We start from the raw sequence: 23,378 nt of genomic DNA, 5'->3' as shown, positions 1-23,378 counted from the left end.
ATGGACTTCAATCATCTCTCTTTTGCCAACGGCCTCCTCGTTTCACTTTTCAGCATGCTGATCGTCTTTGCCGTCCTCCTGATCATCTCCTACCTGATCGATGCCACGGCTTTTGTTACCAGGAAAAAAGAAAAAGAGCCCGAAAGGTCGGGCAGCCCGGAGGCGGAGAACACCGGTTCCCAACTGGACGCCAGGACCCTTGCCCTGATTACGGGAGCCCTTTCCGCTTACGCGGCGGAGGGCAGCCGCCTGGTCATCCGAAAAATCAGGCGCCCGGCAGGCGGGTTGTCCGGCTGGGAAACAGCGGGATTGCAGGACGGCTTAAGGCGCCCCCAATAGAAAGGAACTCCATCCATGTCAGTCAAGAAATTCCGTGTTGTCGTTGACGGCCAGGCCTACCTGGTCGAGGTCGAGGAGATCGGCGAAGAGGCCCCGGAGCCTCTGACTTCCAAAAACCCGCGGCCCGCAGTCCCGGCACCCCCGGCGGCCCCGGCAGCGCCCGCGGCCCGGGCTGATGGCCAGGACCTCAAGGCCCCCCTCCAGGGCACCGTGCTGGAACTTGCCGTCAAGGCGGGCCAGGAGGTCAAGGCCGGCCAGACCCTGCTGATCATCGAAGCCATGAAAATGGAAAACGAAATCCTGGCGCCCGGGGATGCCGTCATTGACAGGATCCATGTCAGCAAGGGCGATGTGGTCGCCGCGGGCGACCCGCTCATTTCTTTCAGCCAGGAGTCCTGACATGCTGAAAATCCTCCTGGACTTCCTCGAGCACAGCGGGGTGACCGAACTCTTCCGCCTTGACACGGAACTCTTCGGCGTCCCGGTGCCCGGCAAGCTGATCATGATCGGCATCGCCTGCCTTTTTATCTACCTGGCGGTCAAAAAAGGCTATGAGCCCTACCTTTTGATTCCCATCGCCTTCGGCATGCTGCTGGTCAATCTGCCCCTGACCGGCATGATGGACGGTCCCCTGGGGACCCAGCCGGGCGGCCTGCTTTACTATCTTTACCAGGGGACGGCCCTGGGGATTTACCCGCCCCTGATCTTTCTTTGCATCGGAGCCGGGACGGATTTCGGCCCCCTGATCGCCAACCCCAAGAGCCTTCTGCTGGGCGCGGCCGCCCAGCTTGGCATTTTCGCCACCTTTTTGGGGGCCCTGGCTCTGGATTTTTCTGCCAAACAGGCCGCCTCCATCGGTATTGTTGGAGGCGCTGACGGGCCGACGGCCCTCTTTTTGACCAGCAGGCTGGCGCCGGAGCTTCTGGGCCCCATCGCCATTGCCGCCTATTCCTACATGGCCCTGGTGCCCATTATCCAGCCCCCCATCATGAAGCTTCTGACCACACAAAAGGAGCGGGAGGTCAAAATGGAGCAGCTGCGGGAGGTCTCGCAGCAGGAAAAGATCCTCTTCCCGGTGGTGGTCACCATTTTCACCATCGTCCTTTTGCCATCGGCAGGCGCCCTGATCGGCATGCTCATGTTCGGCAACCTGCTGAAAGAGTCGGGCAAGGTGCCCCTCCTGGTCAACGCCATCAAGGATTCGCTCATGTACATCGTCTCCATCCTGCTGGGGGTATCCGTGGGGGCCACGGCGTCAGCTGAGGTCTTCCTGACGCCGGGCACCCTGAAAATCATCGGCCTGGGCCTGGCCGCCTTTGCCTTCGGAACGGCGGGCGGGGTGCTTTTGGGCAAGCTCATGTACGTCCTGTCCCGGGGCAAAATCAATCCTCTGATCGGGGCGGCCGGAGTCTCAGCGGTTCCCATGGCGGCCCGGGTGGTCCAAAAGGAGGGACAGAAATACAATCCTTCCAATTTCCTGCTCATGCATGCCATGGGCCCCAATGTGGCGGGGGTCATCGGCTCAGCTGTGGCAGCCGGCCTTTTGCTCAGCTTCTTTGGCTAAAGGAGGCTTGTCATGCCGGACTTTGATTTTTTGGAATTGACAATCAGGGAGGTCCACCAGGCCTTCCGGGACAAGAGGCTGACGGCTGAAAAACTGGCAGAGGCCTTCCTGGACCGGATTGCGGCCTATGACCGGCAGGGGCCTGCCATCAACTCCATTATTCTGGTCAATCCCCGGGCCCTGGAAGAGGCCCGGGAGCTGGACCGCCTCCATGATGAGACCGGGGGCTTCAAGGGGCCCCTTCATGGCATCCCGGTCCTGCTCAAGGACAACGTCAACACCCGGGACATGCCGACCACGGCCGGCTCCAGGTCGCTGGAAGGCTGGATCCCGCAAGAGGATGCCTTCATCACCAAGCGGCTGCGGTCGGCCGGCGCCCTGATCCTGGCCAAGACCAACCTCCATGAATTCGCCATCTGGGGGGAAACCCTCAGCTCCATGCTGGGCCAGACCCTCAACCCCTATGACCTGACCCGGACGCCGGGCGGCTCATCCGGGGGAACCGGCGCGGCCATTGCCTGCAATTTCGGCATCATCGGTATCGGAACCGATACCATCAACTCCATCCGCAGCCCCGCCTCGGCCTGTAATCTGGTGGGCATCCGGCCCACCGTCGGCCTGGTCAGCCGGTCGGGCATCGTCCCGTACAGCCTGACCCAGGATACCGCCGGGCCCCTTTGCCGGACGGTGGAGGATTGCGTCCGCACCCTGGAGGTCATGGCGGGCTACGACCCGGATGATGAGGCCACGGCCTGGAGCCGGGGCCGGATCCCGGAAAGCTACCTGTCTTTTCTGAATGAAGAGGGCCTGAGGGGAAAACGGCTGGGCGTCCTCACAAGTTTTTTTGGCAGGGAAAAAATCAACCAACCGGTCAACCGGGTCATGGAGGAAGCCATGGGCCTGCTTGAAGCGGGCGGCGCCACCCTGATCGACATTGAAGATCGGCTGGATTCCGACTGGATGATCCGGGAGGTCAGTGTCCACCTGGATGACTTGCGCAGCCACCTGGACGCCTTCCTGGCCCATGCCCGGCCGCAGCCGCCCGTCAGTTCGGTCCGGGAGATCATGGACAGCGGCAAGTTTCATCCGGGGATCGGGGACAACCTGAAGACAGCCATGGAACTTGCGCCCGGAACGCCCCGCTACAACGAGAAAAGGCTCCGCCAGCTGGCCCTTGGGACACAGATCATGAAGATCATGGCCGGCCATGAGCTGGATGCCCTCATCTATCCTCACCAGCAGCAGCTGGTCTGCAAGACGGGCGGGAGCCAGAAACAGCGCAATGGAGTCCTGTGCTCAGCGACGGGTTTCCCCTCGATCGCGGTGCCCGCGGGGTTTGCTCCCGACCCCTCCGCCCCCCTGGGCGTGCCGGTTGGCATGGAGATGGCGGGGCCCCCTTACAGTGAGCCGGCCCTGATCGGGATGGCCTACGCTTTCGAGCGCGTGTCGGGGCTGAGGCGTCCGCCCTCGTCCTGCCCGTCTCTGGAGGCTTGCTCAAGGAAGTAGTCAACCAGGAAATCCCTGAAATGTTTTTCGTAAGGATTGAGCCGGCCGTCCGCCACGGCCAGCTTGATGAAGCGCCTGCAAAGGGGCTCGGTGATGGAGAGCAGGTGGACCCTGGTGCCGTCCTCCCTCTCTCTGGGCCAGGTCAGGGCGGGGATGAAGGCAATGCCGTGGCCTGAACTGACGTAGCGCATGACCGTTGAGGTATTGTCTGTTTCAAAAATGACCTGGGGCTCAAAACCGGCCAGCTGGCAGTAATAGTCCGTGATCCGGCGCAGGCCGCGGGTCTTGAAGAGGCTGACAAAGCCCATGCCACTGACCTCAGCCAGGGCGATCCGGTCCCGCTGGCCAAAAGGGCCATCCGGCTGGACAGCCAGCAGGATCTCCTCCTCGGCCAGAACCAGGCTGCCGGTCCTGTCCGGCCCTTCCCTGGAAGAGTAGAGGCGCAGGGGATAGTCAGGCAGGTCCGCCTCATCCGGCGCGTCCTGGTGGAGGGCCCGGAATTTGGCGTCGCTGAACTTTTGGGCGAAGGCAGTGCAGATGGAGGGGAAGAGGTGGGAGGCTGCCTCCACCAGAATGGAAACAGTGGTTTCCTCCCGCACCTTTCGTTCGGTCATGGCTGTTTCCAGACTGGCCGTGAGCCGGAGTACCTGCCTGGCGTAGTCGTAGAGAAGGCGGCCGTTTTCATTGACCCGGATGCCCCGGCCGGTGCGGTCCAGCAAGGATACTCCCAGTTCCTGCTCCAGTGAGCGCACGGCCCGGGTTACGGCAGGTTGGGGGATGCCCAGATGGCTGCTGGCCCGGGTGATGCTGCCGAAGTCGACCACATGCCGGAAGAGATTGAGCTGGTGAAAGGTCATGGGGCCCGCCCTCCCTGTCCCTGTTTTTTAAAGGATACTATAAAGGGCGGACAGGAATGTAAACATCAAATCAAACTGGTTGACAATCCGGACCGGGCCTACCATAATGGCCGGGAACCACAAGGAGGAGACAAGGTGCGCACAGCGGCCGGGATATTGAAAATGCTGCGGGAAGGAGCGGGGCCGGTTTCGGGCGGCCGGATGGCCTCCCGGCTGGGCCTGACCCGGGCTGCCGTCTGGAAAGCCGTCCAATCACTGAGGGATCAGGGCTTTGACATCCAGGGGGTGCCAAACCAGGGCTATACCCTGCTTGGCGAAACGGACCGGCTTTCAGCGCCGGCCATCGGGAGCCGGCTCTCGGGCTGGTGGGAGGGGGCGGACATCCGTGTCCGGGAAGCATTGACTTCCACCAACACCCTGGCCAAGGGCATGCTGACCGGGAGGGGAAAGCTGATCCTTGCCGCCAATTCACAGACGGCGGGCCGCGGCAGAAGGGGCCGGTCTTTTTTTTCTCCGCCCGGATCAGGCCTTTATTTTTCGATGGCCATGGCCTGGGAACGGGAGGAACCCCCGGTCCTCGTCACCACCATGGCAGCCGTCGCGGTTGCCCGGGTTCTGGAGCGTGAGCTGGAGGTCCAAGCGGGGATCAAGTGGGTCAACGATCTTTACTGGCAGGGAAAGAAGATAGGCGGCATCCTGACGGAGGCCGTCACCGGCCTTGAGTCGGGGCTTACCACCTCACTTGTGACGGGGATCGGCCTCAACCTGACGGAACCGGAGGGCGGCTATCCCGGCCGTCTCAGCCGGACGGCGGGCCCGCTCCTGCAAGCGGGGGCCAGGGTGGACAGGAACCGCCTGATCGCCCTGATTGCCAACGAGCAGGGCCAATTGATCCAGCAGCTGCCCGACCGTTCCTGGCTGGATTTTTACCGGGACCGCTGCTTCATTCTGGGCCACAAGGTCAGGCTGGATACGGGCCAAATCATTATTCCCCACGCCATCTCCGATGAAGGCGCCCTGCTTTACCGGGAAGGGGGTCAGGTACGGTCACTGGCGACGGGGGAGGTTTCCATTCTCCTATGACCAGCCGCGCCCTCACGCGGATTTCCCTCATGGCCGTTGTCACCTTTGCCGCCGGCCTGATCCGCCTCCCGGCGGGCCCGCTCCCTGTGACCCTGCAGACCCTGGCAGTCCTGCTGGCTGGTCTTTTGCTGACTCCGGCCCAGGCCTTTTACGCCATGTGCCTGCACCTCATCCTCAAGCTGCTCCTGGGCGGCACCGGCCTTTTCCTGGCGCCATCCTTTGGTTTCGTCCTGGCCTTTATCCCGTCAGCGGCCCTGCTTGCCTGGCTGACGAAGCGGCGGGGGCCGGGGACTGCGGCCGGCCTCATCCATGTGACGGCGGCTTCCCTGCTCCTTTATCTCATCGGCCTGCCCTACCTGGCGGTCATCCTTCATGTCGCCGGCGGCATGAATTCGATTGACCCGGTCTGGCTCTTGAAGACAGGCATGCTGGTCTTCCTGCCAGGTGATCTGATCAAGGCCGGCCTGGCCCTCCTGATGGCTGGCCGGATCCGCCCCTTGCTGGAGACATAAAAAATCCGCCCCCGGTCAGGGAGCGGATTTCCTGTGTCCTGTCCGGCCCGTCCGGCCGGACGATCTCGTTACTTGACGTCTTTTTTGCCGCTGGCGATGCCCAAAGCAACGTTTTCAGGCGTCAGGGGCAGGTGGTAGAAATTGATTCCCAGGGCGTCGTAAAGGGCGTTGCCGATGGCCGACGGGATGGAAATCATGGTGTGCTCCGCAACACCTCTGGCGCCGTAGGGGCCGTTGAGCTGCGGGTTCTCGATGTAGATGGGAACCACTTCGACCGGCATATCCTTGAAGGTGGGGATCTTGTTGTCGGTGAAGGAAGGGTTCAGGAGTACATTGTCATCGCTGAACTTGTAGCCTTCCAAAATGGCCGAGCCGATGCCTTGCATGACGCCGCCCATGACCTGGCCGTAGACCATGCGTTCGTTGATGACCTGGCCCAGGTCGAAGGCGGAGGCCACTTTCAGGACCGTGATGTCGCCCGACTCCACGTCGACTTCGATGTCGACGGCATGGGCGCCGAAGGTCCAGGCAAGGGCCGGCAGGCCCTGCCCGGTTTCGGGATCCAGGTTGGTCAGCCCGTCCGCCATGCAGATGCCGTGGGCGATCAGGGGACCGCCGATGCCATTGCCGTCGGGGTAGGCATAGCCCAGGGCCATGTCCTTGTAGGCAATCCGCCGCTCAGGCCGGTGCTTGTTGTAGATGTAGCCGTCCCCGTGGGTCAGGACCTCAGGCGAGCAGCGCAGGGCCTGGCCGGCGATGTCCTTCATCTGGTCCAGCATCCTGCGGCTGGCCTGGATAGTGGCATTGCCGCCCATGAAGGTGTACTTGGAAGCCACCGTGTTCCAGTCGTAGGGGTTGGTCTCGGTATTGGTTTCCTTGATGACCTCGATCATGTCCATGGGCAGATCCAGCTCCTGGGCCGCGATCTGGGCAATGGAGGTCAGGGCGCCCTGGCCGTAGTCGATGGCGCCGATCATGATCTTGACATGCCCGTCGCCGGCCATCTGCATGACCACGGCGGTGGCCGTGTTGGGCGGCATGGCGGGCGCCTTCTGGATCATGGCGAAGCCCTTGCCGCGGACCTTGCCGGTCTTCCACTCGCGGGCCCGCTCTTCCTCGCTCTTGCGGCCTGTCCAGCCGATTTCCTTGACCACAGCCGACAGGCAGTCGGCCGGGCAGCCGGTGCTGCGGGTCACCCGTTCGCCGGTAACCGTGGTGGAACCCGGCCGCAGGATGTTTTTCATGCGGAATTCATAGGGATCAATGCCCAGTTTCTGGGACAGGATGTCCATCTGGCGCTCAACGGTCCACAGGGTTTCCAGGTGTCCGAAGCCGCGGTAAGCGGTGCTGAAGACTTTATTGGTGTAGATGGTCTTGGAGACGATGGAGACATTGTCCACGTCATAGGGGCCCAGGCCGCCGTAAACGGCCGTCTTGCCCACGTTGACGCCGTAGTCGGCGTAAGCGCCGCTGTCCCAGTCATAGACGATATCGGAAGCCACCATGGTGCCATCCTTTTTGACGCCTGTCTTGATCCGGCCCCGCATGCCGGCCCGGGTCGGCAGATAGTTGAATTCCTGTTCCCGGGTCATGCGCAGCTTGACGGGGGCCCCGCCGCTGGCTCTGGAGAGCAGGGTGACCAGAGGTTCCAGGTGGATGCCGGCCTTGCCGCCAAAGGCGCCGCCGACGAAGGGGATGTGGACTTCAATGTCCGATTCCTTGACACCGAAACTGTGGGCCATCAGCTGGCGGAGCGCGAAGGGCGACTGGGCCGAGGACCAGATGCGGATCCGGTTGGAGTAGGGATCAGCCTGGACAATGGAGACGTGGGTTTCGAGCGGGACATGGGCCACCGCAGGCAGGGTGAATTCGTTCTCGACCACCAGATCAGCCTCCGCCATGCCCTTGTCCAGGTCGCCTTTGCGGCTCTTGTTCAAGCTGGCGATATTGGAGTCGGGCTGGGGGAAGAAAACGCCTTCCACGTGCTTGATTTCGGCGATGTCCTCGTGGACCAGGGTTTTGGCCTCCAGGGCGTCGTCCAGGTTGCGGACCGGTTCCAGGACCTCGTATTCGACTTCGATCAGGGAGATGGCCTTTTCCGCGATGGCTTCCGTAGTCGCCGTGACAGCCGCAACCACCTCGCCCTGATAGCGGGTCTCGCCGGTGGCGATGGCCAGTTTGTCCTGCATGTAGAGGCCTACCGTGATATCGGAGTCTTCGCCGGTGATGACCGCCTTGACGCCGACCAGGGCCTTGGCCCGGCTGGTGTCGATGGAGACGATCCGGGCCCGGGCGTGGGGTGAATGCAAGGTCTTGGCGTGGAGCATGCCGGGCAATTCCAGGTCAAAGGCGTAGCGCGCCTGGCCTGTCACCTTCTCAACGGCATCCTTGCGGACATAAGGCTGGCCGACATGCTTGTAGGAAGACTTGTAGTCGCCGTGTGCCTGATAGGTGCAATGTTCTAATTCAGAATGAGTCATGACCTTTTCAACTCCTCCCTCTCGCGTTTTGCAGCGCGTTTGACTGCGTTGAAAATCTGCTGGTAGCCGGTGCAGCGGCAGAGGTTGCCCCCCATTCCCTCCATGATCTCTTCATCGGTGGGGTCGGGGCTGCGGTCAAGCAGGGCCCGGGCTGACATCAGCATGCCTGGTGTGCAAAAGCCGCACTGGAGCGCGTCTTCAAAGACGAATTCCTGTTGGAGAATGCTGAGTTCGCCGTCTCTGGCCAGGCCTTCAACAGTCAGGACTTCGCCGCCCTGGGCTTCCACAGCCAGAACCAGGCAGGAAGCGACCGCCTGGCCGTTCAAAATGACCGTACAGGCTCCGCATTCGCCTTCGCCGCAGGCTTCCTTGGCGCCGAACAGCTTCAATTTGTCGCGCAGGAAGTGGAGCAGCAGCATGGTGGGGTCGATTTCTTCCACCACAGCCTGCCCGTTGACGCGGCAGCTCAGGATAACACGTCTTTTCTGTGATTCAACATGGGCGGTTTCCATGGCGCAAATATCTTTATCGTCATGCGTGGTCATGCTCTATGCCTCCTTATCCATCAGTTGATTCATGCAGCGTCTGAAGAGGACGCCGGCCATATGCAGCCGGTACTCCCTGGATGACCGCACGTCGGAAATGGGCTTGATGTGATTCTTGATTTCCTCCGATGCCCAAAGGATCGATTCCTCATTCAGCCCCCTGGCGTTCAGCTCATTTTCCAAAGCGGTCAGGCGGAGAGGGGTGACAGCGACGGCATTGATGCCGATGGCAGCCTTTCCCTGGCCGTCGATGCGGCAGGCGACCCCGACCGTGGACAGATCGTGGCCCTTGAGCCGCGTCTGACGGTGGTAACAGCTCTTGTCATTTTGGCCGGGATCCGGCAGGAGGACCGAAACCACCAGCTCATTTTTGGCCAGCTGTGTTTTTTTGACCCCGGTGAAGAAATCCTTCAGGTCCACCGTCCGCTCCCCCTCGCTGCTGGCAATCTTGACCCGGGCGTCATAGATCAGGAGCGGGGGCGGCAGATCAGCCCCGGGCGACGCGTTGCAGAGATTGCCTACCAGGGTGGCGCGGTTCCGAAGCTGGTAGGACGCCAGGACAGACGCTGCGTCATGGAGCGCCTTGTACCTGGTTTTGATCAGGTCCGAATCGATCAGCCGGTTGACGACCACATTGGCGCCGATCTCCAGTCCCTTTCCCTCTTCGAAATGGAAGACGTCCAGTTCGGGGATGGCCTTGATGTCAACGATGTGTTTGGCGTCAATCAGGTTGTGACGCAGGCTGATCAAAAGATCCGTCCCGCCCGCCAGGATGTAGGTGTCCCCCTCGCGTGACAGTGCATCCAGGGCTTGGTCCAGCACAAGCGGTTTGACATAATCAAATTGACTTAGCACGGATAACCTCCTTTTATTAAGCGAATGGCTTTCGCATCTAATACCACGGTCCAGACAGAACGCCTGGACCCATTGTGCAGATTAACTTAATTTTACCATGATTGAATCAGAAACACTTTGTGACTGCTTACAATATAATAAGAAGCAGCCGGTTGAATTTGGCAAGACACAACAAGAACCAAAGGGGAGGGTCAGTCAGTTTACCCAAGCTTCCCCGCCGCTTGCAAAGGAGCCGGACAATTGCCGGCCCGGTCAGGGGTTTTTGTGTCAATCATGCAAAGAAGTTCCGTCGGAACCGGAAGATGTGTGTATGCAAATGACAGGTACAATCCGAAAAATCCGGCGAATATTGTCAATTGACGCTAAGCGCAGTCCAGTGGGATTTGTGTAAAATAGTAGAGGAAGGAAAGCGCAAGATGGATCAAAAACAGCTTACCATTCAGCTCCGGGACATCCTCCAGGTGGATTTGCTTCAGGGAGCGGAGGTGCTGGCGGGCCACAAGGGGCTCAGCAACAGCATTGTCTCGGTCAATGTCATGGAGGTTCCCGACATCATCGATTGGGTGCGGCCCGGGGAATTCCTGCTGACGACGGCCTTCACCTTCAGTCACGACATTACGGCCCTGGAGAGCCTGATTCCGGAACTCAAGGCCAAGGGGGTGTGCGGGCTGGGCATCAAGACCCAGCGCTACATCAGCGAAGTGCCGGAAGCTGTCCTCCGCCTGGCCGACCAGATCGATTTCCCTGTTATCAAAGTGCCTCAGCACGTACCCTATGGCGAATTGATCAAGGAGATCTTCAATCACATCATCGGGGAGCAGACCCGCCTCCTGTCCCGGATCAACGATTTCAATCATACGGTGAGGGAGATCATGCTCCGCCATGAGGGCATGCAGGCCATCGCGGAGCAGATTTACCTGGCCACCGGGGCCCCGGTGGTCATCAGCGACGACATCTTTCATGAGGTCTACTATTACTGTCCGGATCCGGTCAAGGAGCGCCGGATCGAAGAGGATTACCGGGCCCTGACCTCGGCCGCTTTCCTTCGGCGCGAGAATCGGGCGGAAAAAGACAAGGGCCTGGAGGTCACGGCGGGCGGCAAGGGCCTGCGGCGCTTTACCGTCCCCATCTATTTTGACAGCACCCACTACGGCAGCATTTTTATCTGGGATGTGGACGGCAGCCTGCGGCCCCAGGATCTTTTTGTGATTGAGTCGACCTCCTCCCTGATTGCCCTTGACATCCTCAACCGGACCACCCTGGTGGAGCGGGAAAATGTTCACCAGACCACCTTCCTGGAGCAGCTTTTGAGTGAAGATCCCCATGAACAGGCCAAGGCCATCGACAGCGCGGATTTTTATCTCTTCCACCCCGACCTGCCGAGCCAGATCATCATGATGGCGCTCAACCATGAAGGCCGTTTCCAGACAGGCCCCGATGATTCCCATACCGTGAAAAACCTCAATACCACCATGCTCAATCTGACTAACCGCATCAAGCGGGATTACAGCGGCTACTTTCTGTCGACCCGCAAGAGTGACCGGGCCGTCTTCCTGCTTCAGTTTGACCAGGACTGCCCCATTGAGGGCCGCCAGGCCCTGAGCGAGCAGTTTGTCGACATTCTCTTGGCCTGTGCTGAAGAGAAGGAGATCGCCCAGCATACTTCCATCGGCGTGGGTTCCTGTGTGGCTTCCTACCGGTCGCTGCCTGCCAGCTTCCAGCAGGCTGAGCAGACCGTCCGCATCCTGCAGAGCAGGGGCGGCCGGGAAAGCTCAGTCCTTTACTTTGACGACCTGGGTCTGCTGCGGGTGCTGGGCCACCCGCTTCTTCGCGAAGATGCCCTGGCATACGCGGAGGAGGTCCTGGCGGCTTTGGAGGAACACGATGCCAGCCAGCGCGGCGACCTGATCGAGACCATCCGCGCCTATTTTGAATCGGGCGGCAACCTCAAACGGGTTTCCGAACAGCTCTTCACCCATTACAATACGGTCATCTACCGGATCAACCGGATCCGCGATGTCTATGGCGTTGACCTGCGGGATCCGGAAACAGCCTTCAATTTCCAGCTGGCACTCAAGATCAAGGAGCTGATCCAGTGACCGGGACGGGGCAGAGCTTTCGCGCAGAGGAGATGGCCCTTGAATTAAGGGATTTCCTGTCACGCCGGCAAGACATTGTCTTCCAGGTCCATTCGGCCTTCAAAAAGGCGGTCAATCTCCTCACGTCCGACCGGGTCCTGGTAACCCTGGTCGGGGAGGGCCGCGATCTGACGCCCATGGGGGCCGTGGTTCCCAAGCTTCACAATCTGCTGCTGCCGGGCGGGAGCCGGGTCAGCTTTTCGGAAGGCGTCTTTTCCCTGCCCGATAATCAGGGGGTCATCGACACCCGTGGCGCCGTGGCGCGCCACACAAGGCTGCCGGGCCCGCTTTCGGCGGGCAGGCAGGATCAGGTTCTGGCCCTGATCCGGGACAAACTTGCGGCCGCGGACAAGGGGGGGATCGCCTCCCTTGTGACAGTCCTGCCGGGCAAAGAGAAAAAACTGCCGCCTGCCCCGCTCAACATGTACAGCGCCTTTATCCTCAAGGATTTAGGCCGCTTTCTTCAGGCCTGCCAGGAAGACGATCTGGACCGGGCGGCCGGGCTGGCCCGGGCCCTGATCGGTTTTGGCCCCGGCCTGACCCCCTCCTGTGACGACTTCATGACGGGGATATTGCTGAGTTTTTACTACCTTCCCGGCCGCGGTCCCGAAGAACACCGGACTGCCTGTTTCTTCGGGCAGATAGAAAAGATGGCCCTGGAGCGGACCAACTTGATCAGTTACCACATGATCCGCCACGCTGTGCGGGGGCATGCGGGCCTCCTTTACCTGGAGGCGCTTCGGGCGGCGGGCGCAGGCGATCTGGCGGCGATGGGGCCGGTTATTGACCGGCTTTTGGATTTTGGGGCATCATCGGGCGCCGACTTTTTATACGGCCTTTATTGCGGCCAGATCCTGCTGCCCAAGCCGCTGGCGGCCGTACACAGGCCGGTTTTTAATCAGGAATTTCCGGGGCAGGCTGGTGACTTCACGGAGAAGATGACAGGCTAAGGAGAATAGCAATGATCAAGACAATCATAAGGGAAAATGCCTATTACGATTCCGTCACCCTCATGCTGATCTCGCGCGAGATGAAGAAGCTGGAGGGGGTGGAGGAGGTTCTTGCCGGCATGGGGACCGACCTGAACCTGGATCTGGTGAAAATGCTGGACATGTTTTTGCCGGAGCTGGAAAAAGTAACCCCCAACGATTTGTTTATCGCGGCCAAATTTGATGAATCCAAGGTCAGCATGGATGACCTGCTGGCTTCCTTTGAAGCGCAGCTCAACAGCAAAAAAGAGGCCCACGCCGGTCAGTACCAGCCGCCCACCCTGCGTTCCGCACTCAAGTTGATGCCGGATGCCAGGCTGGCCCAGATTTCCATCCCGGGCCAGTATGCGGCGGATGAGGCGGAAAATGCGCTCCGCAAGGGGCTGCATGTCATGCTCTTTTCCGACAATGTGGCCCTGGAGGACGAGCTCCGCCTCAAAAAACTGGCCGTGGAAAAGGGTCTGCTCATGATGGGGCCTGACTGCGGAACCGCCATCATCAACGGGGTGCCGCTTTGCTTTGCCAACGCGGTCCGGCGGGGCAGGATCGGCCTGGTCGGCGCGTCCGGGACCGGGACCCAGGAGATCACGGTCCGCATCCACCAGCTGGGGGAGGGGCTCTCCCAGGTCATCGGCACCGGCGGCCGCGACCTGAAGGAAGAGATCGGCGGCCTCATGATGATCCAGGGGATCCAGGCCCTTCTGGCCGACCCGGAGACGGAGGTCATCGTCCTGGTCTCCAAGCCGCCCGCCCCCTCGGTTGAAAAGAAGATCTACGGCTTGCTTGCCGGGGCGGAAAAACCGGTGGTCATTGACTTTATCGGCGGCCAGGCCGAATCGGTCAAAAAAGCCGGAGCCATTCCCTGCCTGAGTCTGGAGGATGCCGCCAGAAAAGCCGTGGCGGTTCTCCGAGAAGAGGAGCCCGTCGATTTTGACGGCTTTGATCTGCCCCCTGAGGAAATTGACCGCCTGGTCAGGGAGGCCCTTGCCCGCCTCAAGCCGGATCAAAAATACCTGCGGGCCTTTTACACGGGGGGCACCCTGGCCGATGAGGCCATCAAGTACTTGGGGGCGGAGCACCTCATCTATTCCAACATTCCCCTGACCCCCGACCGGGCCTGGGATAAACTCGAGGGCCGGGCGGGCCACATCTGCCTGGATCTGGGTGAAGACCAGTTTACCCGGGGCCGGCCCCATCCCATGATCGATCCCATGACACGGACGGAGTTTTTCGATGCCTGGCTGGATCAATCAACGGCCCTGGTCCTGGTTGACGTGGTCCTGGGCTACGGTTCCCACGAGGATCCGGCCAGCGCCGTGGCGGAGTCAATTGAGAAGGCACGACGGAAGCTTCAGGCGTCAGGCAGGGATCTGGCCGTGGTGGCCTCCATCACGGGAACGGACCAGGACCCGCAGGATCTGGAAAAATCCAAGAAGGTCCTGGAGGAGGCAGGCGTCCTGGTCATGCCGTCCAACGCCCAGGCGGTCCGCCTGGCCGACCGGATCATGAAGGCCGCCGGCATCTGATGAAAGGAGCAGGAAGATGTCTGTCAACGATTTGTTCAAGCAGGAGCTGAAGGTGATCAACCTGGGCCTTGAGTCCTTTTATGATGACTTGACCCGGCAGGGAGTGCCTGCCATCCAGGTCCAGTGGAAACCGGCGGCGGGCGGTGACCAGAAAATGGCATCGCTGCTGGGCCGCCTTAAAAGCAGCAAGTAAGGATTACAGGAAATAGAAAGAAGGAGAGATCATGGACTTTATTGAAGAAGCCAACAAGAAGGCACTGGAGATGATCCAGGGGGCCCGTCCGACCCTGGTGGGCATGGGCATCGCGGGTGAGGTGGTCCCCGGCATGCACAAGCACCTGATCCTGCACGCGGGCCCGCCCATCACCTGGGACCGGATGTCGGGGCCCCTGCGGGGCGCTGTCATCGGCGGCCTGATTTATGAGGGGCTGGCTCAAACGCCGGAGGAGGCAGAGAAGCTGGCCGCGTCCGGCCGGATTGAGTTTGATCCCTGCCACCACCACAATGCCGTCGGTCCCATGGCCGGCGTGGTGACGGCCTCCATGCCGGTCTTTATCATCGAGAACAAGACCGAGGGCAATTTTGCCTACTGCACCCAAAATGAGGGCCTGGGCCAGGTCCTGCGCTTCGGCGCCTACGGCCCCCAGGTGATTGAGCACCTGAGGTGGATGGAAAAGACTCTTTATCCCATCCTGAAAGAGGCGCTTGAGATCCATGGCCCCATCGACCTGAAAAACCTGATGGCCCAGTCGGTCCAGATGGGCGATGAGGTCCACAACCGCAACAAGGCCACCACCTCGCTCTTTATCCGGGAGATGGCCTCCAGCATTGTCAAGACCCGGGCCACTCCTGAAGATCAGGCCAAAGTCTTTGACTTCCTCAACTCCAATGACCACTTTGCCTTGAACCTGTCCATGCCCGCCTCCAAGGCCACCATGGACCCGGTTGGAAAAGTCAAACATTCCTCGGTGGTCTACACCATGGCCCGCAACGGCACGGATTTCGGCATCCGGGTGGCGGCCCTGGGCGACCGCTGGTTTACGGCCCCGGCCGAGATTATCGACGGCCTTTACTTCCCCGGCTACAGCATGGAGGACGCCAATCCCGACATCGGGGACTCCTGCATCACCGAGACCATGGGCATCGGCGGTTTTTCCATGGCGACGGCCCCGGCCATCGTCCAGTTTGTCGGCGGCACCCCCCAGGACGCGGTCAACTACACCACCCAGATGTATGAGATTACCCTGGAGGAAAGTGAGAGCTACAAGCTGCCGCCCATGAATTTCCGGGGCGCGCCGACGGGCATCGATATCCGCCTGGTCATCGAGACCCAGATCCTGCCGGTCATCAATACGGGGATCGCCCACAAGGAGGCCGGTATCGGCCAGGTAGGGGCCGGTGTGGTCCACCCGCCCATGAAATGTTTTGAAGACGCTTTTGAGGCCTATGTCGGGCTTCTCGATGATGAGGGCCTGCTGGACTGAAAGCGCTATAATAATTTACGGACAGAACCAGTCAAGAAAATGGGAGGAACATCATGATTAAGAACTGGGATAAAGTGAAAGTCTACGACCTTTCGATTAACACAAGCCATCTGACCCCGCCCTGGCCCACCTATGAGCCCCTGCAGGTCAAATTCTTCAAGCGCCTGGCCCCCAACGGAGCCAACGGCATGCTGATCACCACATCCAACCACGTGGGCACTCATCTGGACGGCCCTTTGCATTTTGACACGGCCGGCCGTGACATCGCCTCGCTGGAGATGGACAAGCTGGTGGGACCCGGCGTGGTGGTTGACCTGTCGGATATCACCGAGGACTGGTCCATCTACACCCCGCAGGACATCATGGATCGCGTGGAGGTCAAAAAGGGAGACATCATCTTCATCAGCACCGGCTACCACAAGTACGGCTTTGACCAGCCCGAGGCCGATGAGCGCCGCTACATGCTCCGCCATCCGGGCCCCTCGCTGGATTTCATCCCCTGGCTGAAGGAGATGGAGATCAAGTACATCGCCGTTGACTGCGGCTCGGCCGACCATCCCATGAACACCAAGATCCGCGACTGGGAGCCCCAGGAAGCGGCGGCCTGCGATGCCTACATGAGGAAGCGCTACGGCAAGGGTCTGAATGAGATCTACCCCTGGCCCGATGTTTACCAGGGCATGCACATTCAGCTCTTCCCCCAGCCCGACGAGATCATTCACGTGGAGTGCATCGGCGGCGAGATTGACAAGGTGCTCAACAAGCGCTTGATCCTGGGGACCTTCCCCTGGAAGTTCCAGTACGGCGAGTCAGCTTTCTGCCGCTGCGTCGCCTTTGAAGAAGTCGACTAAACGGACGGATCCCGCCGCAAGGCGGCATTCTTTCTCCTTTGTTGACGCCCCCTGCGCTCTTGCCGGCGCGGGGGGTTTTCAAAAAAGAAGACCCGATGGCTGTATTCCTCGAAACCTTTGAATCCCTTTTCCCGCTTTATTTTTTTATCGCTTTGGGCGCCCTGCTCAGGAAATCCAAAATCATCCCGGAATCCATGGGCCGGTCCCTCAACCGCCTGGTTTTTGTTGTCTTCATCGCTACCGCTCTTTTTGTCAGCACCTATGACACCGACCTGGCGGAAGCCTTCAACCTCAAGGCCATCCTTTTTGCCATTGTCTGCGTCCTGGTTCAGGCGGCAGGCGGTGTCCTTTTCGCCCTCCGATGGGTCAGGCAAAGATCCCGGGCGGCGGTGGTGGCCCAGTGTGCCTACCGTTCCAATTTCAATCTGCACGGCCTGATTTACGGCACCCTCCTCTTCGGGGCTGAAAGGATCGGGGTGACCAGCATCCTGATCGCGGTCATGGTGCCCCTTTACAATATCCTGTCCGTTCTGATTTTCGAATTCATGCTGAATCATAGGACGGGCATCCGGCCCATCCTGAAAAAGCTGATCACCAACCCCATCATCCTGGCTGTTCTGGCGGCTCTTTTTTTCAAGCTGACGGGCCTGAAGCTGCCTGCCATGGTTTACCTGCCGGTCAGCCAGATTGCATCATCTGCCGCGCCCCTGGCCCTCATGGCCGCGGGGGCTGCCCTGACCTTTGAGGGCTTGAGAAGCAACCGGAAAGCCATCCTTGCGGCAACTGCCATGCGAACCCTGATCGTCCCGGCCCTTTTTGTTCCCCTGGCCATCTGGATGGGTTTTCGGGAGATCCTGCTTCTTTCCTTCCTGGTCGCCTTCGGCGGCCCGGTCGCCAGCCCCCTGCCAGCCATGGCCTACAACATGGGCGGGGATGGGGAACTGGCCTCCCAGGCAGTGGCGGTGACCTCCCTGGTTTCGCTTGTCACCTTGCACTTCTTTATCCTGCTTTTGAGAGCCGGCGCTTTTCTCTGATAAACAGCAGGGAAAGCGGGCGCAATTGTGTCCGGTAAACAAAGCATTGTGAAAATTCTCTTGCTAAAAGACACTTTTAGGCTATAATCAGTGGCAGTGAACCACGGATCCTGTAAAGATTGCTAATGCATTCATGGGGTCCCTGTGGTAGGCTTTGTGTAAAATAATAAGAACCCGTATGCGGCAGGTGTTTCAAGTTTTTTGGGGGAAACGTCCGGAACGCATCAAAAAGGAAATCTTATTATGAGAGGAGATGAACGAATGGCAAAAGAGAAATCAAAGCTGGGCATTGAGCCCGTCTATGACGTAAGAGAGCTGGGGGTTCCCAAAACTCTGGTCCTGGGCGTGCAGCATTTGTTTGCGATGTTCGGCGCTACCATCCTGGTTCCCATTATCACCGGGCTCCCTGTTTCGACAGCCCTGCTGACAGCCGGTGCCGGAACCCTGTTTTTCCACCTGGTCACGGGAGGAAAGGTTCCTGCCTTCCTCGGCTCTTCCTTTGCCTTCATCGCAGGTTACCTGCATGTGGGGCAAAATGACCCGGCCAAGCTGCCTTATGCGTGCGGCGGTGTCTTTGTCGCCGGTTTCGTTTACATCATCGTTGCCGGCATCATCAAGCTGGTCGGTCCCAAACGCGTCATGCGCTTCTTCCCGCCGGTTGTCACAGGCCCGGTCATCATGCTGATCGGTTTGGTTCTGTCCCCGGTCGCCATCGGCGGCATCATGGCCCCGATTGAGACGGCGAAAGGGGTACTCCCGGCAGGCGTCAACTGGCTGATCGCCCTGGTTTCAATGGTGACCATCATTGTCTGCAACCTCTGGGGCAGGGGCATGCTGAAGATCATCCCCATCCTGATGGGGGTCATTACGGGCTATGTTGTCTCCATACTCTTCGGCGTGGTTAACTTCTCCGCGCTCAAGGGTGTCGGCATCGTCGGCGTCCCGGTCACGGCGGCCCAGATCATGAAATTCGATGTGAGTGCCATCATCACGATTGTGCCCATCGCCCTGGCTACCATGATGGAGCATGTGGGCGATATCGTCGCCATTTCGGCTACGGTCGGCAGAAACTTCATCTCCAAGCCGGGTCTGCACAGAACCCTGGTCGGTGATGGTGTGGCGACCAGCCTGGCCTCCATCGTCGGCGGACCCGCCAACACCACTTACGGTGAGAATACCGGCGTCCTGGTCCTGACCCGCGTCTATGACCCCCGGGTGATGCAGGTGGCGGCGGTCATGGCGATTGTTGCCAGCTTCCTGCCCATCGTCGGCAGCGCCATCGGAACCATTCCGGGCGTGGTCATCAACGGCGTGTCCTTCATCCTCTATGGTATGATCACCGCCATCGGTGTCCGCAACATGGTTGAGAACCGGGTCGACCTGACCAGCACCCGCAACCTGATTGTGGCAGCCGTCATCCTGGTGTCCGGCCTTGGCTTCGACGTGGTCGGCGGCCTGACCTTCCCGGTGGGCGCGACTTCGATCAACCTGTCAGGCCTGGCCATCGCGGCCATCCTGGGCATCCTCCTGAATGCCATTCTTCCCGGCAAGGACTATGAGTTCAAGGAAGAAGGCGAAGAGTAAAATCCCAGCCTGATCACGGACTGATTGTCTGACCAGCGGCCCCGCCAAAACGGGGCCGCTTTTGGTATACTGTCAAAGGTCGTCATGCGCTAGTAGCTCAGCAGGATAGAGCACTTCCCTCCTAAGGAAGGGGCCGGGGGTTCGAATCCCTCCTAGCGCACCAGAGGATCTCCATAAGGGGAGAAAAGCAAGGATCCCCGCATCTTTCAATTCCTGAAAAAAATAATTCCTGCATCCGGCTTCTTGCCTTTCCATGGATTACAGGCAATCTCTAATCTTTTTTTCAAAAGAGAATGGCCAGTATGCAAAATTAATTCAAATGATGAATTTGAGGACACAGCTGCCCGTGATATGAAAGGAGAGTCGCAATTTCAAGAAAGATTACTGTTGCACGGGCTCCCCGCACGAAATTGGCCCGCGCATTGGGGAATGAACAAAAACGGAAAGCCTTGTCATCCATCCAAGAGGCCATTTTTTGAATATTTTCCGGTCATCGGTTGACAGCCATTACCCAAATTGGTGATAATGTTTGCGTGAGTATGTATGCAGAAGAAGTGTTGGGTGATTTAAACCGAACAAGGCCGAAGAGTTACAGAAGTTTGGTTTTAGGGGAGTAGAAGTCGACACCCAAGTTGAGGGGCGTCGCCTTTTTCATGCCTTTTTGTACATTGCCAAGATAATTAATCCAAATAGAAAGCTGGAGGAGACAAGATGAGCAACGGAGACGACAAGAAAAAGGTTCTGACCAAGGCCGAGAAACAAAGAAATATCCTGGCGGCTGTATCCGCTGTTCTGGCACTGATCCTGGTGCTTCTTTTAATTCTTTGCCTTCCTAAGTGCTGCAAGCGTGAAGAAGAACCGGAACCGACCGAGACAACTCAGGTAACCGAGGCTCCGACGGAACCTCCGACGACGACGACGACAACCACAACCACTGAGGAGCCGACGACTGCAGAACCGACGACAACCGAGGAGCCGACAACCACTGAGGCGCCCACGACGACCGCGACGACTACGACCAAGCAGACAACGGCCAAGACGACCACGACAACAACTACGGCAGCAACGACTGCGACGCCGACGACTCTCTTCAGTTACAGCGTTTACACGGAACCAGGGCTTTCTTTGGGGACAACCTTTGTTTTTGTCAAGATTTCTCCCGCTCCTAAGTCGGCAGGCGATTATACCGTCAATTATGCCGGGAAACAGATGACATTTGATCAATACAGCAACGAGTACTACTACGAGGTGGTAGACGAAAGTCCACCGCTGTCAGACAGCCAGCACAGAGCAAAGGTGTCGGTTACTAAGAATTAAAATCAGCTTATAACGATGACTGTAACTGATGATAGGGTTTCACGGTGAAAGGAGATTGAGATGAGGTGCAAATGGTGGGGAGTCAGGATACTGGTGGCCATTCTTGCCTTTGGGATTGTTTGGGGGGGAATGCCTGCTCAACTGGTGCGTGCCCAGGATGCTGAAACAGCGACGCCCTACGCATACGTCGTAAAAGATGGCGAAAAATTGAATGTAATTCTCTATGAGGCCTTGAAAAATTCCTATTTTGCCTACAGATCTAATCCGGACAGGCATGAAGCGCGCCTAGCCAAATATTACATGGGCTTGCTTCGGTCGGCGGCCTCATCGGGTAAAAAAGTTGACGAGGTCATTATCTCCTATGTCAGTTCAATCTCCCGTCAGCATGTTGACTACCGTAAGCTGGCCGACAAGTACATGGCCCTCCGGCGAAAAGCCAAGCCAACTTATGCTTGGCTTAACAGCTGGACTGCAGATGCCGGCCGGATTGCTAATAAATATGTTGAAGTGATCAACGATGACCGTATTGTGCAGTATGGTTATTGGCTGGACGCGGATGGCTACCGGCTTGAAACTCAAGTTGCCCCAACAGGCTTGACAGGTGTGGCGCCGACCACCGGAGCCAATAACGACGGAAAGATTACCGGTGTTAACACCACCATGGAGTACAAACTGAAGTCAGCCAGCCCATGGAATGCTGTTACGGGAACTGTGATCACAGGCTTGGCTTCAGGGACCTATGAGGTTCGCTACAAAGCCAAACCGGGTTACGCAGCAAGCCCTGCAACCCAGGTTGTGGTACCGCCCTACGTCCCGAAACCGATAGTGGAGGCTATTACAATAACTGCAACGGTTGCAGGAAATCCTTATAATCCGGATTATTCACTTCCCAATAATGAAGGTGTTACTGTCAAACTGGAGACAGCAACAACTGGTGCCGAGATTTATTACACCTTGGATGGAACAACACCGACAGCGGATTCCGAAAAATATGACAATGAAATAATCGTTGATTCATCTGCCTTGGATGAACCTGCAAACGGTGGAACTGTGGTGCTTAAAGCGATCGCAGTTAAGTCTGGACATACAAACTCTGCTGTAGCAACACTGGAGATTGAGTTTGATGCAGCAGCACCTAAATACACTGTAACCTTCAGCGTAGTGGGTGGAAATGGTGAATTAGAAGCTGCGATACAAAACCCGTTTGGCTGGGAGAACGTTACTAGTGGGGATAAAGTTGATGGAGGCTTGGATGTTATCTTCACAGCAACGCCAGATCCAGGCTACCAGGTCAAAGAGTGGAAGAAAGATGGGGTTGTAGTTGGGGATGCCGGCACCACTTACACAGTCGCAGATTTAGCTGCTGATGTAGAAGTGACCGTTGAGTTTAAATTAATTGTTTCGACCTACCAGTATGTCTATGAGTTGCCGGATGAAGACATCCTTGCGATGGTGGGCTTTGATTTTGACCTTGCGACCGAGAACGTGCTGGTGGGTACGCAGGGCTATGCCCGTGCGCTGAACAGGATTTCGCTTGAGGGTCCTGGTTCGCTGACCTTTGTTGGCAAGGACTCCTTAGGCCATGAGATCACACAGGTGATTGACGAGGACAACGACGGTTACTGGGGCCCCTTGAGCGGCTTCCCCCTGCCGGCGGAGATTCCCACAGGTGAGATGGCAAATACCTTCAACCTGACCTTCAGCGAGGCAGGCGACTACACGGTCCGCGTGTGGCTTGAGGATCTTGATACCGGTGCAGTGATCACGGAGCTTGAGGAGGATATCGAGGTCAAGGCAGACACCACGCCTCCGGTAGCTTCCAAATTACACTATCAATACAATCCATATATCGGTGGAGATAACTATGGCTCCTTAGTCACGGTTGAGGAGAATATTGTAAATGACGAAGCAACATTAGTATTTTGGCAACGTGACATACTTCATAGACTTTCTATTGAAGTCACAGACGATAATTTAGATGAAACAGATGTAACAGTTTATCGCCTGGACTATAACGGACAGCCTAAAGTTGATTGGGGAACTCTAAAATACGATTCCGTTTCAGGTGTATTTGAGCTAGACATGACACCATTCGAAGCGTTAGACGGAAGTGACCCAGAGGCTTTGGCATTAGCAACATTACAAGATGGAAACAAGTTACAAGCAACATTTAAAGACTCATTTGGAAACGAAACTGTTGTAACCGTCACAGTTGAAATTCCACAGATTACTGTTAGTGCCCTTGATGAAAATTATTATGCTGCTGGAGACACACTAAGCTTTACAATCAGTGGACTCAGGCCCAATCAAGAAGTAAGGGTAGGCATGCCAATTTGGACAGGAGCGTCTGGATGGCCATGGGCTAGCAGCAAACTTGTACTAACAACAGGAATGGTTGGAGACGATACCGAGAGATATTGGGTTGGAACGACTAACGAAGATGGAGAGCTTTTAGTAAGTGGTGAAGTTGGATCGGGTCTTCCGTATGGAGAGCTGCATATCACATTACCTGATTACGATGTTTTCATTGATAATAATATTAGACTTCAGGACGAACAGGGAGATCCTGTGTATGTTGGAGTCTTATCTGACAAGGCCAAGGCGGACTTTTTGGCCAAGCTGGCAGCGGAAGCGGCCGCCATCACGGCGAGCGGAGTCGCCGATGTTGAGCTGGATGAAGAGGACATCACGGTCACCTTCATGGGCGATGCTTC

20 protein-coding genes and 1 tRNA gene are annotated in these 23,378 nt (G+C 58.1%); 16 read left to right on the top strand and 5 right to left on the bottom strand.

Features of this window, described 5'->3' with window-relative positions:
* From GX839_00645 to GX839_00630, 4 genes are read left to right on the top strand one after another with little or no spacing between them, the layout of a single operon-like run.
* Window positions 1–339: an OadG family protein gene (locus GX839_00645; GenBank protein NLB03981.1), complete on the top strand. Its 339-nt coding sequence runs from the start codon at window positions 1–3 to the stop codon at window positions 337–339.
* A gap of 15 nt (window positions 340–354) precedes the next feature.
* Window positions 355–738, top strand: a complete 384-nt coding sequence (locus GX839_00640) for a biotin/lipoyl-binding protein (protein ID NLB03980.1) — start codon at window positions 355–357, stop codon at window positions 736–738.
* A gap of 1 nt (window position 739) precedes the next feature.
* Complete coding sequence (locus tag GX839_00635) at window positions 740–1,903, top strand: sodium ion-translocating decarboxylase subunit beta (protein NLB03979.1); 1,164 nt, start codon at window positions 740–742, stop codon at window positions 1,901–1,903.
* 12 nt (window positions 1,904–1,915) lie between these two features.
* On the top strand, window positions 1,916–3,409 hold the full coding sequence (locus tag GX839_00630) for an amidase (GenBank protein NLB03978.1): 1,494 nt from the start codon (window positions 1,916–1,918) through the stop codon (window positions 3,407–3,409).
* On the opposite strand, the gene GX839_00625 is transcribed toward GX839_00630, so the two are convergent.
* Window positions 3,331–4,266, bottom strand: coding sequence for a LysR family transcriptional regulator (locus tag GX839_00625; protein ID NLB03977.1), 936 nt, complete (start codon window positions 4,264–4,266; stop codon window positions 3,331–3,333). The two genes, GX839_00630 and GX839_00625, sit on opposite strands and share 79 nt — an antisense overlap.
* 135 nt (window positions 4,267–4,401) lie before the next feature.
* Between GX839_00625 and GX839_00620 the strand changes: the two genes are divergently transcribed.
* Together GX839_00620 and GX839_00615 are read left to right on the top strand one after the other, a co-directional pair.
* Window positions 4,402–5,349, top strand: coding sequence for a biotin--[acetyl-CoA-carboxylase] ligase (locus tag GX839_00620; GenBank protein ID NLB03976.1), 948 nt, complete (start codon window positions 4,402–4,404; stop codon window positions 5,347–5,349).
* On the top strand, window positions 5,346–5,861 hold the full coding sequence (locus tag GX839_00615) for a biotin transporter BioY (GenBank protein ID NLB03975.1): 516 nt from the start codon (window positions 5,346–5,348) through the stop codon (window positions 5,859–5,861). Before GX839_00620 ends, GX839_00615 begins: the two co-directional genes overlap by 4 nt.
* A gap of 68 nt (window positions 5,862–5,929) precedes the next feature.
* Here the strand turns inward: GX839_00615 and GX839_00610 are convergent, their stop codons facing one another.
* From GX839_00610 to GX839_00600, 3 genes are read right to left on the bottom strand one after another with little or no spacing between them, the layout of a single operon-like run.
* Window positions 5,930–8,341, bottom strand: coding sequence for a xanthine dehydrogenase family protein molybdopterin-binding subunit (locus GX839_00610; protein ID NLB03974.1), 2,412 nt, complete (start codon window positions 8,339–8,341; stop codon window positions 5,930–5,932).
* Window positions 8,338–8,853, bottom strand: coding sequence for a (2Fe-2S)-binding protein (locus GX839_00605; GenBank protein ID NLB03973.1), 516 nt, complete (start codon window positions 8,851–8,853; stop codon window positions 8,338–8,340). The genes GX839_00610 and GX839_00605 overlap by 4 nt, the downstream gene beginning before the upstream one ends.
* Before the next feature lie 36 nt (window positions 8,854–8,889).
* Entirely contained in the window at window positions 8,890–9,741 is an 852-nt protein-coding gene (locus GX839_00600; protein ID NLB03972.1) for a xanthine dehydrogenase family protein subunit M, read from the bottom strand.
* A 416-nt stretch (window positions 9,742–10,157) separates the two neighbouring features.
* Here GX839_00600 and GX839_00595 point away from each other — a divergent pair, with 416 nt between their 5' ends.
* The 9 genes from GX839_00595 (at window position 10,158) to GX839_00555 (ending at window position 19,510) form a co-directional block, all read left to right on the top strand.
* A complete protein-coding gene (locus tag GX839_00595) occupies window positions 10,158–11,840 on the top strand; it encodes a PucR family transcriptional regulator (GenBank protein NLB03971.1) in 1,683 nt (560 codons plus the stop codon).
* Window positions 11,837–12,829: a DUF2877 domain-containing protein gene (locus GX839_00590; GenBank protein NLB03970.1), complete on the top strand. Its 993-nt coding sequence runs from the start codon at window positions 11,837–11,839 to the stop codon at window positions 12,827–12,829. The genes GX839_00595 and GX839_00590 overlap by 4 nt, the downstream gene beginning before the upstream one ends.
* A gap of 11 nt (window positions 12,830–12,840) precedes the next feature.
* Window positions 12,841–14,394 carry an acyl-CoA synthetase FdrA gene (fdrA, locus tag GX839_00585; GenBank protein ID NLB03969.1) on the top strand — a complete coding sequence of 518 codons (1,554 nt, stop codon included), beginning with the start codon at window positions 12,841–12,843 and terminating at the stop codon, window positions 14,392–14,394.
* Between the two features lie 16 nt (window positions 14,395–14,410).
* On the top strand, window positions 14,411–14,587 hold the full coding sequence (locus GX839_00580) for a fdrA domain protein (protein NLB03968.1): 177 nt from the start codon (window positions 14,411–14,413) through the stop codon (window positions 14,585–14,587).
* Window positions 14,588–14,618: 31 nt separating this feature from the next.
* The gene (locus GX839_00575; protein ID NLB03967.1) at window positions 14,619–15,878 is read left to right on the top strand and encodes a DUF1116 domain-containing protein; all 1,260 of its coding nucleotides are present in this window, start codon (window positions 14,619–14,621) and stop codon (window positions 15,876–15,878) included.
* A 50-nt stretch (window positions 15,879–15,928) separates the two neighbouring features.
* On the top strand, window positions 15,929–16,729 hold the full coding sequence (locus tag GX839_00570) for a cyclase family protein (GenBank protein NLB03966.1): 801 nt from the start codon (window positions 15,929–15,931) through the stop codon (window positions 16,727–16,729).
* A gap of 95 nt (window positions 16,730–16,824) precedes the next feature.
* Window positions 16,825–17,763, top strand: coding sequence for a hypothetical protein (locus tag GX839_00565; protein NLB03965.1), 939 nt, complete (start codon window positions 16,825–16,827; stop codon window positions 17,761–17,763).
* 261 nt (window positions 17,764–18,024) lie between these two features.
* Window positions 18,025–19,347 (top strand): uracil-xanthine permease, encoded by a 1,323-nt coding sequence (locus GX839_00560; protein NLB03964.1) that lies wholly within the window; start codon window positions 18,025–18,027, stop codon window positions 19,345–19,347.
* A gap of 86 nt (window positions 19,348–19,433) precedes the next feature.
* Window positions 19,434–19,510: transfer RNA gene (locus GX839_00555), tRNA-Arg, on the top strand.
* Window positions 19,511–20,225: 715 nt separating this feature from the next.
* Here GX839_00555 and GX839_00550 read toward each other — a convergent pair.
* Window positions 20,226–20,441, bottom strand: coding sequence for a hypothetical protein (locus GX839_00550; protein NLB03963.1), 216 nt, complete (start codon window positions 20,439–20,441; stop codon window positions 20,226–20,228).
* 316 nt (window positions 20,442–20,757) lie between these two features.
* Between GX839_00550 and GX839_00545 the strand changes: the two genes are divergently transcribed.
* The coding region (locus tag GX839_00545) for a hypothetical protein (protein ID NLB03962.1) at window positions 20,758–23,378 on the top strand (2,621 nt) is incomplete at its 3' end.

The organism is Fastidiosipila sp., from assembly GCA_012511175.1.
GTDB lineage: Bacteria > Bacillota > Clostridia > Saccharofermentanales > DTU023 > UBA4923.
Note: the sequence above shows the minus strand (reverse complement) of the source record. Positions and strands in the feature narration are given on the sequence as shown.